Consider the following 16,078-nt stretch of genomic DNA (forward strand, 5'->3'; position numbering starts at 1 on the left):
CTTCGGCCACGGTCGTCACGTCAGAGGTCAAATGGACCGTCGTGGTGTCGATGGTGTCGTTGACGTTGGTCACTGCTGGCGTGGTATTCGGCACCAGGTGTTCAAAGTTGCCGCCGTCGGCCTTGGTGATGCTCAGCTCAACCTGCCCCCCAGTCTCTTTGTAAACGTCATCAGCAGGCGCAGCGACATTCACGGTACCGGTGGTTTGGCCCGCAGCAATAGTAATGGTGTCGCCATTGCTCAGCGTAACCACGACTGGGGTTTGCGCCGCATTGGTCAGCGTTGCGGTGTAAGTGATCTGACCACCTTCGGCAACGGTAGTCGGCGCGGACAGGGTCAAACCGGTGGTGTCGATGATGTCCGTAATCGTGGTGATCGCAGGCGTTGTGCTCGGGGTTAGTTGCTCGAAATTACCGCCCGACGCGCCAGTGATCGTAGTGCTGACGGTGCTGCTATTCAGATAGACATCGTTCGGCGGCGTGGCAACATTCACCGTGCCGGTGCTTTCGCCAGCCGCAATGGTGATAACTGAGCCGTTGGACAAGGTCACGGTGACTGGAGTTTGCGCCGCGTTGGTCAGCGTCGCGGTGTAAGTGATCTGGCCGCCGTCGGTGACAGTGTTGCTGGCCGACAATGACAAGCCGGTGTTGTCGATGGTGTCAGTAATATTAGTGACAGCTGGCGTAGGATCAATCGTGACCACGGTACCGCCACCGCCAGCAATACCGGTCACGGTGGCGCTGATTTGGGTAGGGTCGATGTATACATCGTTGTGGTCAGCCACTGTCAAGCTGACGCTGCCAGTAGTTTGGCCAACGCCGATGGTGATGGTCTCGCCATTGGAAAGCGTGATGACCAGCGGCGACAGCGGCGCAGTTGTTACAGACGCGGTATAAACCAACACACCACCGGCCTCAGTCAGCATCGGCGTGGCCCTGAGCGTCAACGTCGAAGTGAGCAGTGGTTGGCCGGTGGTGGCGGTGCCAACAAGCTGTTCCGTAGCCAAGGACGTCGAGCCAATCGTGCCCGTAGGAAAGCCAATCACAGGCGCGACTTGAGCAGCGGTAGCGTCCAGCACGACAAAACTATGGCCCCCGCCTGCCTCACCGCCAGGGCCAACGATCGTTACACCAGCGGCAGCAGCTTCGAAGCTTTTGGTAGGGTCAACGCCCGCGACGATAGCCTGCTGCAGTTCAGCGACCGAATGTGCGCTCTCGGCGGCGGCCACCTCTGGCTGGCCAACTTGTGGGTTGCCACCGGTCCATTGGGTATCACGACCCAAATCCAGAACCCGACCGTCTTGCAGTTCAAGTGAAACAGAACCCGCCGGCCCCGTAACTATTTGATCGCCCTGGAATAAGCGATCGCCTTCGATAAGTACCCGTTGAACGCCTTCAGGAGAAACGGCGACTACTTGGCCAACAATGCTTTTGACGATGGCAACAACACTGCTCATGGACACTCTCCGGGTACTGCTATCAAGTGGCGTTTATGTCATACCGCGACATGCTTTAGGACAAGATGTACGGATCTTTGGCGCATTACGGCCGCCAATAATTTGACTGCTACTTTCGGCACTATTGTTCGTGCCAAACTATTGACCTATTGGCGGCTATCCTAAACAATCGCTACCCTAATGTCACTTTGATATTTACGCGGCTGCCCGCTCTTTTGAATGTGTGACTCGGTGTCTCTTTTGACCTTCCGAGGTGCATACAGTCGGCGGCCTCTTTGACTGTCGTTACGACTCTTCGCTAGCAATTGAAATACATCGCCTCTGGGAATTTATCGATATGCGTTCGCACTTTTTTAAGGTCTTGCCTTTCGCTTTGGCTGCCAGTTGTGTGCAAGCCGATACACTGCCAGAGGCCATGCAACGGGCCATGGATGTGCATCCAGAAATTCAGGCTGGCGTAAATGGCAGAATGTCTGCTGACTATCAATTGAAAGCCGCTAAAGGCGGTTACTTACCACGTGTCGACATACTCGCCGGGTATGGCCGTGAAGGCACTGACAGCGTTACAACGCGCGCTGCCGGCGGCGCGGGTTACCAAACGCTTAACCGCGGAGAGTCGAGTATCCGTTTGAGCCAAATGGTGTTCGACGGTTTCGCAACGTCCAGCGAAGTGGGTCGTCAGCAAGCTAACGTTAACTCCCATGCTTACTCCTTAATGGGCACTTCCGAGCGCACCGCGTTGACCGTCGCCCAGGTTTACCTGGATGTACTGACGCGTCGCGAGTTTGTCGCCCTGGCTGAAGACAACCTGAAAAGTCACGAGCGCATCTACGATCAGATTCAGTTGCGTACCAGCCGTGGAGTGGGTCGCATGGCCGACCTTGACCAAGCTGAAGCGCGACTGGCCCAGGCTCGCAACAACCTGATCACCGAGCAGACCAACTTGGCCGACTCGCAAACGGGCTACCTCAGTGCAGTTGGTCAGGAGCCTGACCAACTGACTCGCCCTCAGGGTTACATTGCAACAATGCCGGCGACGCTGAATGAAGCACGTCAGCAAATGGTTGAAAACAGCCCGATCCTGCGTTCGGCAGAATCGGACATTGCCGCTGCAGAAAAACAGTACGACGCTGCCAAGTCGAGTTTCTATCCTCGTTTTGATGCCGAGTTGGGCCGCACCGCCGATAACAACGTTGATGGTATGGACGGTCACAACAATGACTGGCAAGCCATGCTGCGCATGCGCTTTAACGTTTTCAATGGCGGTAGCAACAAAGCCGATCTGGAATCCAAATCGCATCAAACAACCCAGGCGCTGGATATTCGCAACAATGCCCTCCGTCAGTTAAACGAAGAGCTGGGCTTGGCGTGGAATGCTTATAACAACGCTGCGGCTCAAGTGCCGATTGCGCAAAACTATGTCAACCACAGCATCAGCGTGCGCACCGCCTATCAGCAACAGTTTAGCTTGGGTGAGCGCACACTCCTCGATTTGCTCGACAGCGAAAATGAATTGTTTACCGCACAGCATCGTTTGGTTGAAGTGAAGAACCTTCAGATGTTTACTCAGTACCGAATCAAAGCGACCATGGGCGAGCTGTTGAAAAGTCAGGGCGTTGTTGCGCCGATGGCCTCCGTCGTGCAAAACGATGTGAAGCCTCGTGTGACGTTGCCGGGGATGAATTAAAACCAGCGACTCAATAAGTGGCCACATTCGTACAGGTTCGTATTAGTGTGTACAGCAGTCTTAATCAAGAGTAACCCGCGTGGAATCAGAAGTTAGTCGAGTTCAGCTCAGTTATGATCCGCGCGGGCAACACGATGATCCTTTATTGGATGGTCTGCTCGCACTTTGTCAGTTGCATCAGAAGCCGGCCAGCCGGGCGATGCTGACAACGGGCTTGCCCTTACCTGCACAACGCTTGAGCCCGGAGTTATTGCCGCGAGCTGCAGCGCGTGCTGGTTTGCAGGGACGTTTGCTGCAACGCAAGTTGGAGCAAATCCCCGAAATTGCCATGCCGGCGTTGTTGCTCTTGAAGGAAGGTCGCAGCGCGGTATTGCTCGGTTGGACAGTGGACGGCAGTGCGCGCTTGCTCCTGAGCGAAAGCGACGGCGGCGAAGTGCGCGTCAGTCGCGAGCTTTTAGCTGACGATTACAGCGGCCGAGTTTTCTTTGCTCAACCGCAGCATCAATTCGATGTGAACCACGGCACGCTTATTCCACGTGCGCGTTCGTGGTTTCGCGATACCTTGAAGCGCTCGCGCTGGCTGTATGCCGACGCGATCGCTGCCAGCTTGTTGATCAACATTATTGCCATGGCGGCGCCGCTGTTCGTGATGAACGTCTACGACCGCGTTGTGCCAAACCAGGCGGCATCGACCTTGTGGGTGCTGTCGATCGGCATCACCGGCGCTTATATTTTCGACCTGCTGCTCAAGAGTATGCGCAGTTTGTGTCTGGATCTGGCGGGCAAAAAAACTGACCTGATCATTTCTGCGACGCTGTTCGAGCGTATCGTCGGCATGGCCATGCGTCATCGCCCGGCAAGGGTCGGTAGCTTTGCGCAAAACATTCATGAGTTCCAATCGCTGCGAGACTTTCTCGCCTCGCTGACGCTGACCAGCCTGATCGATTTGCCGTTCACCATTTTGGTGGTGTTAGTGATTGCCCTGCTGGGCGGCTATCTGGCGTGGGTCCCAGTGGTGGCTTTTCCGGTTGCGCTGTTGATCGGCTGGGCGTTGCAGAAGCCATTAGCCGCGACCATGGAACGCACCATGGCACTGGCCGCCGAACGCCAGTCCAGTCTGATCGAAACCTTGGCCGGGTTGGATGCGGTCAAGGTAAACAACGCTGAGAGCGAGCGCCAGTATCAGTGGGAGCAGACCATCGGCACCCTGAGCCGCCTTGAGCTGCGGGTCAAAATGCTTTCCAGCCTGGCGATGAACCTCACCATGCTAATCCAGCAATTGGCCGGCGTGATCATGATTATTTTCGGCGTTTATCAAATCATCGACGGCCACCTGAGCATGGGCGGTTTGATCGCCTGTTATATGCTCAACGCCCGCGCGCTGAGCCCGCTGGGCCAACTGGCCGGCCTGCTGACGCGTTATCAACAGGCGCGGGTGACCATGGGCTCCGTCGACCAGATGATGGAGTTGCCGCAAGAGCGTAACTACGACGAGCGGCCGTTTACCCGCAAAACACTGCAGGGCGCCATCGAATGCCGGCAGATGAATTTCACCTATCCGCACCAGCAAAACGCTGCGCTGACCAATCTCAACCTGACTATAAAACCGGGCGAGAAAATTGGGATCATCGGTCGTAGCGGTTCTGGCAAAAGCTCCCTCGCCAAATTGTTGGTCGGGCTTTATCAGCCAGACTCCGGCGCGTTGTTGGTGGACGGTGTGGATATTCGCCAGATCGACGTCAGCGAATTACGCCACAACATCGGTTATGTCCCTCAGGACATCCAACTGTTGAGCGGCACCCTGCGCGACAACTTGGTTTCCGGCGCCCGTTACGTCGAAGACGATATGGTTCTGCAGGCCGCCGAGCTAGCCGGTGTTCACGAGTTTGCCCGATTGCACCCTAAAGGTTACGAGCTGCAGGTGGGTGAGCGCGGTCAGAACTTGTCCGGTGGCCAACGGCAAAACGTTGCCCTGGCCCGTGCTCTGTTGCTCAACCCGCCCATCCTGCTACTCGATGAGCCAACCAGCGCCATGGACAACACCGGTGAAGAGCGTTTGAAACAGCGTCTGCAAGCGGTGATCGAAAACAAAACCGTAGTCCTGGTGACGCACCGCGCCTCACTTCTCACATTGGTGGACAGATTGATCGTGATCGACAGGGGCCACATCCTGGCTGATGGCCCGAAAGCCGTCGTCATGGAAGCGCTGAAGAAGGGGCAGATCAGTGTTGCTTAAGTCTGGGGGTGGTTGGGCGGGTTCCTTGAAGCGCTATTTCAAGGGCACCGATTCGATGCTCGGGCAGCCATTGCCTGAGGTCAACAAAGCGCTGTTTGAAGATGCGCCGCGTGTGGTGCGTCTGACCATTTGGGTGCTGATCGCGTTCTTTGTTTTCCTGGTGCTTTGGGCAAATTTCGCTGTGATCGACGAAGTCACTAAAGGCGACGGCAAAGCGATCCCGTCTTCCAAGCTGCAGAAAATCCAGAACCTTGAAGGCGGCATCGTCGCTCAGTTGTTTGTTCATGAAGGGCAAATCGTCGAAAGCGGCGACCCGCTGCTGCGCCTTGACGCAACCCGCTTCAACTCTAACGTCGGTGAAACAGAAGCTGATCGTTTGGCGATGATGATGCGGGTAGAACGCCTGAGCGCTGAAGTGGATGATCGTCCACTGAACATCACTGATGACGTACGCAAGGCTGCTCCTAGTCAGGCATCTAACGAGAAGTCGCTGTACGACAGCCGTCGCCAGCAACTGCACGACGAGGTCGGGGGCCTGCAAGAACAGCTGATTCAGAAGCAGCAGGAACTGCGCGAGTTCGGCTCCAAGCAATCGCAGTACAAGCACAGCCTGGATTTGTTGCGCCAAGAGATCGGAATGTCCGAACCTCTGGTAGCACAGGGCGCGGTGTCTCCGGTTGAAGTGTTGCGTCTCAAGCGCTCTGAGGTTGAGGTGCGCGGCCAGATGGACGCCACGACGCTGGCTATCCCGCGGGCTGAATCGGCAATCAAGGAAGTGGCGCGCAAAATCGATGAGACCCGCGGTAAATTTCGCAGCGAAGCGCTCACTCAACTCAATGAGGCCCGCACTGACCTGAGCAAGGCCCAAGCAACCGGCAAGGCCCTGGAAGACCGGGTCAGCCGTACGCTGGTCACCTCGCCGGTGCGCGGTATTGTTAAGCAATTGTTCGTCAACACAATCGGTGGCGTAATCCAGCCCGGTAGCGACCTGGTGGAAATTGTCCCGTTGGATGACACGTTGCTGGTCGAGGCGAAAATTCGCCCACAAGACATCGCTTTCCTGCACCCGGGCCAGGAAGCAATGGTTAAATTCACCGCGTATGACTTCACCATCTACGGTGGCTTGAAAGCCAAGCTGGAACGGATCGGTGCCGACACCATCACCGACGATGACGGCAACACGTTTTACGTCATCCAACTGCGCACAGACCGCAGCCACCTCGGCACCGATGACCACCCATTGTTAATCATCCCCGGTATGGTCGCCTCGGTGGACATCATTACCGGCAAGAAGACCATTCTCAGCTACCTGCTGAAGCCGATTCTGCGCGCCCGAGCTGAGGCAATGCACGAACGGTAGATAGATGCACCATCCCTGTGGAGCCGACGTATTGGCGATGCGGCGTGTCAGACACACCACATCGCCGCGGCGAATCCGCGCAATGCAGGCGCGCGATCGGCTGCGAAGCAGTCGTAGAATCAGGCAACTCATTCTTCCAGTCTGCATCCCATTCAGCAGTTTTGGACTGCTTCGCGATCCATCGCGGGCAAGCGCGCTTGTGTCTTCCCAGGGGTAGAGTTAAAAGTGAGAGAGGTGAATGGCAAGCTGTAGCGCGGTGATGCCATGAGCACGAGTAGGAGCAGAGCTGCCATTCACCTCTTCACTCTGGCTGCCCGAACAGTTGACCGAGCACCATCTCGAACCTTACAAGCGTGGGCCATACCAAAGACACGCCGCGGCATAGTCGCCACATCGTGCAGCCAGCTCATGGTGGGACGAATGCGGCAGTTAACCTTGAGATCTATCACCTGCGTTGCCCCAGAGATCAGCAGTACGCTGATGCTGAAGACGTATCGTCGGGTGCTTAACAGCGCCTTTGCGAAGGCTTGAGCCGTGTGCTGGGAAGTCTGCTCTGTAGTGGTCTAATGAAATCTATGATCACCCATTTAGGCGAGAATACCCGCCAGATCGAGGTGTCAGATGACCAAACAACGCCGCTCCTTTTCTACTGAAATCAAACGCGAGGCTGCCGACCTCGTGCTCAAGCAAAACTACAGTTTCATTGAGGCCAGCAGCTCGCTTGGCGTTGGTGAATCGGCGCTGCGCCGCTGGGTCGACCAGCTTCAGCAGGAGCGCACCGGCATCACCCCGCAGAGCAAAGCGCTGACACCAGAGCAGCAAAAAATCCAGGAGTTGGAAGCCCGAATCGCTCGCCTTGAACGTGAGAAATCAATACTAAAAAATCTACCGCGCTCTTGATGTCGGAAGATCTCGAGCGTACGTGCTGATCAGTCAGCTAAGCGTCCATGAGCCAGTTGATTGTTTATGCGAGGTGTTTGAAGTCACCCGTTCTGGTTACTACGCACATCGTCTCAGGCGGCGAACCCCGGACGTCGAGCGGCTCAGGCTACGTAGCCGAGTAAGCGAACTGTTCACCCAAGAACGAAGCCCTCCAGGCAGCCGCAGCATCATGTCGATGATGCAGGAAGATGGTGAGCAGATTGGCCGCTTTAAGGTACGTAGTCTGATGCGAGAACTGGAACTGGTCAGCAGTACGCACATCGTCTTCGTAATCAATTCGGTGTTGGTCCTCAGTCGGCGGCAACCCTGATCTCCGTTGCCGGCGATAATCCTGAACGCCTGAAGAGTGAGTCAGCGCTCGCTGCGCTTTGCGGTGTCAGTCCGTTACCGGCGTCATCCGGAAAGACGGTTCGCCACCGCCTGAACCGTGGTGGGGATCGATCCGCCAACAATGCGTTGTGGACGATAGCTATGGTGCGTAAGCGCAGTGATCCACGAACCAGGGCCTACGTAGCGCGTAGAACGGCTGAGGGACTGTCCTTCAAGGACATTCAAAGATGTTTGAAGCGCTACATCATTCGAGATTTGTACCCCCTGATTTTGGCGATTTGAATGAGTCGAGGCACGTCGGTTGACATAGGAGCGTCAATGTCCCACTGGAGCGGGTGTTTCGGAGCTTGAAGACAGAGTGGATACCGACCACTGGCTACATGACCGGCCAGCAAGCTCATCGAGATATCAGCCAGTACCTGATGCATCACTACAACTGGATACGACCTCATCAATTTAACGATGGGTTGGCCCCGGCGAAAACCGAAGAAAAACTTAAAACCGTGTCCAGTATCAGTTGACCACTACAGCTCATCCTGCGGCCCTGAGAAGATGATGCGCACGAAGGCCTTGTTCTACAACCCGAACAACATTAAATCCGATTCTGTCCTAAACTGCGGGAGGCCAAGCGCAACGGGTATTTCAGGCGGTTCAGATTACTTTTTTTCATGGTTTGACACGTTTTCTGGCTGTCCTTATCGTGAGCTGGATCCAAAAAAAATAATTTAAATTTATAGAAGTGTGCGCATGCCGAAAACCGACAACGAAAGCTTCTTGAGCAGCGTCTTGGGACGTGAGCAACTGCCTTCCCACGTGGCCAGAGCCGTCATCGAAGAAAAGCTGCGCAATGCCATCCTCGACGGACGTCTACCCAGTGGCATGGCGTTGCGTCAGCAAGAACTGGCAACCCTGTTTGGCGTCAGTCGTATGCCGGTGCGTGAAGCGCTACGCCAACTGGAAGCTCAATCCCTGCTAAGGGTCGAGACACATAGAGGTGCGGTGGTTGCACCACTGATTGATGAGGACTCGGTCGACGCCTACGCCCTGCGCATCCTGTTGGAGTCGGAGGCGTTGCGCCTGTCGATTCCTCATTTGGACGAAAACGATATAGCGGCAGCTCATCACTGTATCGAAAGACTGGAAAGCGAAACCGATTACGCCGAAATCGGCACGCTAAACCGCATGTTCCATATGGCGCTTTACGCCAAGGCGCCCAATAAAAGATTGCTGCGCCTGGTTGAAGACGGGCTCAATGAAGAAGAGCGCTTCCTGCGCTTCAATCTCTCGGAAATGGGCTTGGGTAAGCTCTCGCAGGATGACCACTGGGCGCTGCTCAATGCCGCCCGCGACAAAGCCATTGATAAAGCCGTGGCGATGCTCGAACACCACCTTAACAGGGGTGTTGAAGCCGTCACCCGGTATTTGAGCAGTCGTTCAGCTGCAACGCCACGCTGTGCCAAGCCACGTCGAGCGATTGCAGGCCGATCAGACCAGGCTGAAGGACCCGCTACAGCGGTTGTGAAACACGTTTGATTAAGATCCCCTACACCGGATCCCCTCCAAGGGCGCATTCCGGGCGTCCTTTTTCGCAACGCCCTCCCCTCTAGCGCCTCGCGCTGACCTGCTTCTACAAGCGCGCCCGGCTTGCGGCCGCGCTCTACTCCTCTTCATTGCCGTGTATATCGCAGACTTTGCTTTGGCATCAGAGTAGAAACCTTCAAAGCCCCTAGCGCTGTCCAAGGAGGTTGTCGAACGGGCAAGGACCCACTGGAAGGAATTCCAGCGCTGCCTAAAAATACGAAAACTTAACTTCTCCACTATTTAGCAACTCTGAGTGAGGCATTCACTCGTTAGTAAATATTCTGACTTTAATAAGCCGGAAGGGTTGCTTGCCGCCAACTAAAACCTAGCCACTGGTTTTTAGTCGACACGGCATTACTTAAAAAAGACGCCATAACAAATAATATAAAAATAACTTGCCCGACGCTTTTGAAGTGCTTTAACTTTTCTTCCATCGCCACTGACCATTCAATCGTGTTCCACCTGACGCCCTGCCGCTTCTGACCCTGCAGCGCAATGGACACAGCCACCCACGGTAGATAACTGCTTATTCACGCGTTCAACGTCGAGGCTTTTATTCGTCTGAATTAAAGAGCTGCACCTCGTGCGCCCACAATGCTCGCCCACTAACCGTTGATTGTAAGTCACAACTAAGGTGCTCCCCATGAACAACCTCGAAGTTATGCTTGATCGCAAAAAGTCAGCACTCAGCAATCACCCCATATTCTCTGAAATCGATTCAATTCAGGTGCTGCGACGTTTCATGGAAACCCATGTATTTGCCGTATGGGATTTTATGTCCCTGACCAAGCGCCTGCAGCAAGAGTTGACCTGCACCCAGCTTCCGTGGCTCCCCCCCAGAGACCCCAAGGCTGCGCGCCTGATCAATGAAATCGTATTGGGTGAGGAGTCGGACACCAAATTGAGCCACGGCCATTACAGCCATTTCGAGTTGTACCTGGATGCCATGCGCGAAGTGGGTGCCAATACGCTGCGCATCGAGCGCTTCGTCGCGCTGCAAAAAGAAGGCGTCAGCTACGAAACCGCGCTGCAGACTGTCGGTGCTGGACAGGCCGCTTATTGTTTCGTCAAACACACTCTCGACACCGCGCTGCATGCACCCGCTCATCGTGTGGCAGCGGCGTTTCTGCACGGACGGGAGAGCGTCATCCCACTGATGTTCCAGCGCATCCTCGACGATTGGGGCATCACCGTTGAGCAAGCGCCCACCTTTCGCTATTACCTGCAACGCCACATCGAAGTCGACTCCGAAGATCACGGCCCTGCAGCTCAAGAGCTTCTGGCACGACTGGTCAATGGCGACGAACAGCGTCAGCGCGACGTTTATGAAGCGGCCATTGCCGCCGTCGAAAGCCGTATGACCCTCTGGGACAAACTGCGCCTGAGCATGCGGGCTGAACAGATGGAGTCCCACGTATGATCGCCGACGACTATCAGTCCTTCGCCGATGCCTGGGAGGGTCGTGCGACGATTCGTACGCGCCCGCGCCGCATCATCGAAAACGATGAAAAACTCATCTACCCACTCAGCCGCCAACCCTTGGTCCTCAGTGAAACGTTCACCCGTGAGTGCGCGCACCTACGCGATTTCGCCCTGACGCAAAGCCTCTACAAATTCATCAACGACGTGGTGATTTTCGAGACAGAAATCGTCGACAAGACGGCACGCGGCATCGCCAAAAACCACTTCGCGATTCGCTTCCCCTTTGCCTGTCGTTACGACGCCATGACCATTGTCGTTGATGAGGATTACCACGCCTTGGTCGCGATGGATTTCATGCAACAGACCATCGCCCTGACCGGCATCGCGCCCATCGAGCTACCCCGGGAGATCGAGCTGAGCCGGGCGATACCCGCTGCCCTGGCCTTGGCCCCCGATCATCTGCGCAGTGCGGTTGAGCTGATTTGCGTGGCCATCGCCGAGAACACGGTGACTAACGATGTCGCCGCGTTCGCCAAGGACGAGTCGGTCAAGCAATCGATCAAGGGGATGATGGCCGACCACCTGCTTGATGAGGGACGACACTCCGGATTTTGGGCGCGGCTGGTGCGTATCTACTGGCATACCGCGCCCGAGTCAGACCGCGAAAGCATCGCGCGGATCATGCCGGTATTCATCCGCCAATACCTGACCCACGAGATCCAGAAGGGTTTCGACTTCACGCTAATCGATCACCTGGCGGTTGCCGAGCCAATCAAACAAGCGCTCAAGGAGGAAGCCTTGGCAGTGGCCTTCCCGATCAATCGTCATCACCCGCTGGTGGGCAACATCGTGCGCTTTTTCAACAGCAGCTCGATGCTCGAGTCCCCCTGTGTGCAGCGGGCGCTGGCTGACTATCTGCCCGGCTCTATGGCCAGCCAAGGATCATTGCGATGAAACGTCTTGAGATTATCCTGGTTGGCCAGAGCCTGGCCTTGACCACGTTGACCGCGGAGCTGGAGGAGCATGGCCATCAGTTGCATCGTTTGACAGATTCGCAGGCGCTGGGCCCTTTTACCGGCGCGCGCATACTGATCGAGGATGGCAGCCTGACATTGACCGCACAGCAGGAAAAAGCCTTCAGCGCGCTCGCTCGTTTGGGTTTGCGCGTCGGGCTCGGCCCCGTTGCGGATCATGGCTTGCCGCAACTGGAGTTGCTCTGCTGGTTAGGCACCGCCTCCGGGCAACGTCTGATATCGCATCAATTACTGCTCGCCGGCACCTCGGGCAATGGTCGGGTATTACGCGACTCCGCGATTGCGACGCTGGTTGATACCGTCGCGCTGCACGTCAGCCGCCTGTCCCGCGATGCCGAGTATTTTCTTCAAGCGCCCACTGTCGAGCCCCCTCACGCGGCGCAACAAAAAGGGCTGCGCATACTCGAACAACTGGCGTTCGAACACCGCTTCAACCGAACCGCTCAGCCACATCTGCTGGCGCTCGCCGAGGTGCCGATGATTGTGCGCCTGGATCAGAGCCTGTCGCGGTTTGCCGAGCGGATTGCGCTGAACATCGGGGGCAAGCAGATCAGCTATGGGGCTCTGCATGCGCACAGCCTGGCGATCCAGCAACGACTGCTGAGTGTACTGGCAGAACAGGGGATCGGGCCGGGTGATGGCCCGCCGGTAATCGGTATTTGCCTGCCGAAATCAGCCGCCTTGTTTGCCGGAGTCCTCGCTATTCTTGGGTGCAGTGCTGTGTATTTGCCGCTGGACCCGAGTCAGCCAGCCCAGCGTCAGCAGTACATTCTGGAAAACGCCGGTGCCGTGCTGTTACTCCATGACGGACAACATCCGCTCGGTGAGCAATGGCCAGGGTTAGACATCAGCCAAGTGAGCACGGATGAGCACGATCCCACGCGCTCACTGATGCGCCAGCGTCCCGCCCCTGAGGCGCCGTGCATGGCGCTCTACACATCGGGCACCACAGGCCACCCTAAAGGTGTATTGCTCAGCCAGCGCAACCTCAGCCATTTCACGGCCTGGTATGCCGAGCAGGTGAGCCTGTCCGAGTACAGCCGCGTACTTCAGTTCTCGACGCTTAGCTTCGATTCCTCAGTGATCGACATCTTCCCGACGTTGCTCAGCGGCGCGGAACTGGTGGTGCCCAGTGAAGAACAGCGCCGCGATCCTCTGCTGCTGGTTGAGTTGATTGGCCAACACATCAGCCATGCGTTTCTGCCTCCCGCACTGTTGAGCATCCTGCCGCTCGAACGGCCACTGGGGCTTGACCATCTGATGACCGGTGGCGATGTCTGCGAGCCGTACGTCATTGAGCGGCTGGCCGGGCAATGCCGTTTCTACAACCTCTATGGCCCAACCGAGGCAACGGTGCTGATCACCTGTGGGGTGTTTCAAGCGGGCAGCAGCAATCGCAATTTGGGGCTGCCCATCGCTAATAGCCAGGTGCTGATCCTCGACGAGCAATTTCAACCCGTGCCCGAGCAGACGCCCGGCGAGCTGTATATCGCCGGGCCGGGCGTGTGCCTCGGCTATCTGAACAATCCGACGCTGACGGCCGAGCGTTACCTTGATCTGAAACTGCCCGATGGCCAAAGACTGCGGGTCTATCGCACAGGCGATATCGGCAAATGGACTGACAGCGGCATAGAGATCTGTGGTCGGCGCGATAACCAGGTGAAGATTCGCGGCTTTCGCGTGGAGCCAGAAGAGATCGAACATTGCCTGCGTGACAGCCAGTTGTATCGGCAGGTGGCGGTGGTCGTCGACGCGCAACGGCGGATTATGGCGTTTGTTGCACAGCCACTGCAGGACCAACCCAACGTCGCTCGTCAGGCACTGAGGACTCATGCCGAGCGGACATTGCCCGATTATATGCGCCCCGCCGCATACACCGAGCTGACGAGTATGCCCTTCGGGAGCAATGGCAAGGTCGATCGCAAAGCCTTACTGGAACTGCCGGTCACCTTCATCGTCGCGCAACCGCGACGTCTGCCGGAAACGGTTGTAGAGCAGCAGTTACTCAATCTCTGGGTGGAGTTGCTTGAGATGTCGTCTGCCGAGATCTCCACGGAAGAAAGCTTCTTCAATCTCGGCGGTCACTCAATTCTGCTCTCGCAGATGCTACTGGGGATTCGCGAGCAGTTCGGGCGCAGCATCCCGATCAATCGCTTCATCGAGGCCCCCACGCTGCGCACGCTTGCGGCACTGATCGACAACGATGGCGCACAGTCATCTACCTGTACCGTCAGCGCGCAAGCACTGCGCGATGCCGACCCTGAGCTGGACATTCCGGTGCTGCCTGATAGCCAATCGGGGGATGTGCATAAGGTGATCGTCACCGGCGCCAATGGTTTTCTCGGCGTGCATATTGTTCAAGCCCTGCTGGATTGGGGTGCCAGTGAGATTGTTTGTCTGGTTCGCGAAGGCGGTGGACAAAGTGCACAAGCGCGCTTCGCTCAATCACTGCGGGAAAACCGTCTCGGGCATCTGGACCTGAGCAGGGTGACGGTCTACCCGGCAGACATCACTCAGCCGCAACTGGGCCTCAGCGCCGAAGTGTATGAACGCATCGATCGTGAGTTCGGCGTACTGGTGCACAACGCAGCCAATGTTAACCATGTTCAGGATTACGAAACGCTGATCAAGGATAACGTCGAACCCATTTTTGAATGTCTGCGTCTGTGTGAAGGCCGTAGCAAGAAAATCTTTAATTTCGTCTCTACGCTATCGGCCTGCAGCGCTATTGATGCCGCGGGCAACGTGCTGGAACAACCGGCCGCCGCATCCCCACCGATCTATATCAAGAATGGTTACAACCTCTCCAAATGGGTTGCCGAGCGCATCCTGCAACGCGCCAGGGATCAGGGCGTATGGGTAAACATCTACCGGCCCGGGAACATCGCGTTCAACAGCGTCACTGGCGTCTGCCAACCCCACAAGAACCGATTGATGCTGATGCTCAAGGGCTCAATGCAATTGGGCCAGGTGCCGGAGTTCGCCATGAACTTCGATCTGATGCCAGTCGACTTCCTCGCCCGTTTCATTGGCTTTCATGCCAGCCGTTATCAGGCCAGCCAGACGGTATTCAACCTGCACAACCCCGAACCGCTGAGTTGGGCTGATTACGTGGCTGCGTTCCGTGAGGCGGGGCGGGAGTTCGAGATGGTCAGCATCGAGGATTGGCAAAAACAACTCAGACGAGTCGACAGCCAGAACGCGCTATTCGGGGTGCTGGGGTTCTATCTCGATGGCTTTGAAGAAGACATCGGCGACATCTCAACGATCCGGCACGAGAACGCCCGAGCCGGTGTGCGGCGTATGGGCGAATGCTATCCGCTAAAAACAGAGGCTCTGCTGCACAAAGGTTGCGAGTACCTGAAAGAAATCGACTTTATCTAAACCAACCCGCTGGAGAACATAATGAATGCCATCAACACATTCGAAAATCTGCAACCGGACACCCTGATCAAAAACCCGGAAAGTTGCCGTGTTGTCTCTACGGTAGAAGTACCCAGCCATGCGCGAAGCGTGTGGGATATCGTCGGTGACTTCGCTGGTTTTCCGGCGTTCATTCCGGCGCTGAACGCCTGCGAGATGACCGGAAGTGGCGTGCGTTCAGTACGCAAGAAGCTGTTCAAGGATGGCAACGTAGTGGTCGAACAGCTTAACTCTCGCGACGATGACGCGCGTTATATGACCTGGTCGCTGATATACACCACCCTGCCTATCGGCAATCTATGGGCATCAATGACCGTAGCAGAGCAGGGTGATGATCAGTGCCGCGCGACATGGACAATCGTCGGTGAGCCGTCTTCAGACTGGCCGGACTCATTGCCAGCGTTTCAAGCATTCCTGCAGGCTTTTGCCGACGATGCGATGAACAACGTGCGCACTATGTTCGCCTGACATCTACGCTTTAGTAGCCCGCAAAAACAAAACCCCTGTCTGCATCAGCAGACAGGGGTTTTGGAATTCAATCTTGACGATGACCTACTCTCACATGGGGAAACCCCACACTACCATCGGCGATGCATCGTTTCACTGC

Annotated in this window: 9 protein-coding genes and 1 pseudogene; 9 read left to right on the top strand and 1 reads right to left on the bottom strand. The window is 56.3% G+C overall.

Annotated features, from left to right (window positions below):
- A partial coding sequence (locus tag K0F75_RS25085) for a retention module-containing protein (RefSeq protein ID WP_219064659.1) occupies positions 1-1,456 on the bottom strand: 1,456 nt, incomplete at its 3' end.
- 337 nt (positions 1,457-1,793) lie between these two features.
- On the opposite strand from K0F75_RS25085, the gene K0F75_RS25090 reads away from it, so the two are divergent.
- The 9 genes and pseudogenes from K0F75_RS25090 to K0F75_RS25140 all read left to right on the top strand — a co-directional run bounded on the left by K0F75_RS25090 (position 1,794) and on the right by K0F75_RS25140 (position 15,939).
- The gene (locus K0F75_RS25090) at positions 1,794-3,143 is read left to right on the top strand and encodes a TolC family outer membrane protein (protein WP_219064660.1); all 1,350 of its coding nucleotides are present in this window, start codon (positions 1,794-1,796) and stop codon (positions 3,141-3,143) included.
- Between the two features lie 79 nt (positions 3,144-3,222).
- Positions 3,223-5,379 carry a type I secretion system permease/ATPase gene (locus K0F75_RS25095; protein ID WP_219064661.1) on the top strand — a complete coding sequence of 719 codons (2,157 nt, stop codon included), beginning with the start codon at positions 3,223-3,225 and terminating at the stop codon, positions 5,377-5,379.
- Positions 5,369-6,739 (top strand): HlyD family type I secretion periplasmic adaptor subunit, encoded by a 1,371-nt coding sequence (locus K0F75_RS25100; protein ID WP_219064662.1) that lies wholly within the window; start codon positions 5,369-5,371, stop codon positions 6,737-6,739. The genes K0F75_RS25095 and K0F75_RS25100 overlap by 11 nt, the downstream gene beginning before the upstream one ends.
- Before the next feature lie 621 nt (positions 6,740-7,360).
- Positions 7,361-8,532: pseudogene (locus tag K0F75_RS26395) on the top strand (transposase).
- 226 nt (positions 8,533-8,758) lie between these two features.
- The gene (locus K0F75_RS25120) at positions 8,759-9,544 is read left to right on the top strand and encodes a GntR family transcriptional regulator (protein ID WP_219064663.1); all 786 of its coding nucleotides are present in this window, start codon (positions 8,759-8,761) and stop codon (positions 9,542-9,544) included.
- Between the two features lie 691 nt (positions 9,545-10,235).
- On the top strand, positions 10,236-11,012 hold the full coding sequence (locus tag K0F75_RS25125) for a DUF3050 domain-containing protein (RefSeq protein WP_219064664.1): 777 nt from the start codon (positions 10,236-10,238) through the stop codon (positions 11,010-11,012).
- The gene (locus K0F75_RS25130; protein WP_219064665.1) at positions 11,009-11,968 is read left to right on the top strand and encodes a diiron oxygenase; all 960 of its coding nucleotides are present in this window, start codon (positions 11,009-11,011) and stop codon (positions 11,966-11,968) included. Before K0F75_RS25125 ends, K0F75_RS25130 begins: the two co-directional genes overlap by 4 nt.
- A complete protein-coding gene (locus tag K0F75_RS25135; protein WP_219064666.1) occupies positions 11,965-15,432 on the top strand; it encodes a non-ribosomal peptide synthetase in 3,468 nt (1,155 codons plus the stop codon). Before K0F75_RS25130 ends, K0F75_RS25135 begins: the two co-directional genes overlap by 4 nt.
- Positions 15,433-15,453: 21 nt before the next feature.
- Entirely contained in the window at positions 15,454-15,939 is a 486-nt protein-coding gene (locus tag K0F75_RS25140; protein WP_219064667.1) for an SRPBCC family protein, read from the top strand.
- Positions 15,940-16,078: the final 139 nt, after the last annotated feature.

Origin of the sequence: Pseudomonas sp. UMAB-08 (assembly GCF_900095225.1) — a bacterium.
Taxonomy (GTDB): Bacteria; Pseudomonadota; Gammaproteobacteria; order Pseudomonadales; family Pseudomonadaceae; genus Aquipseudomonas.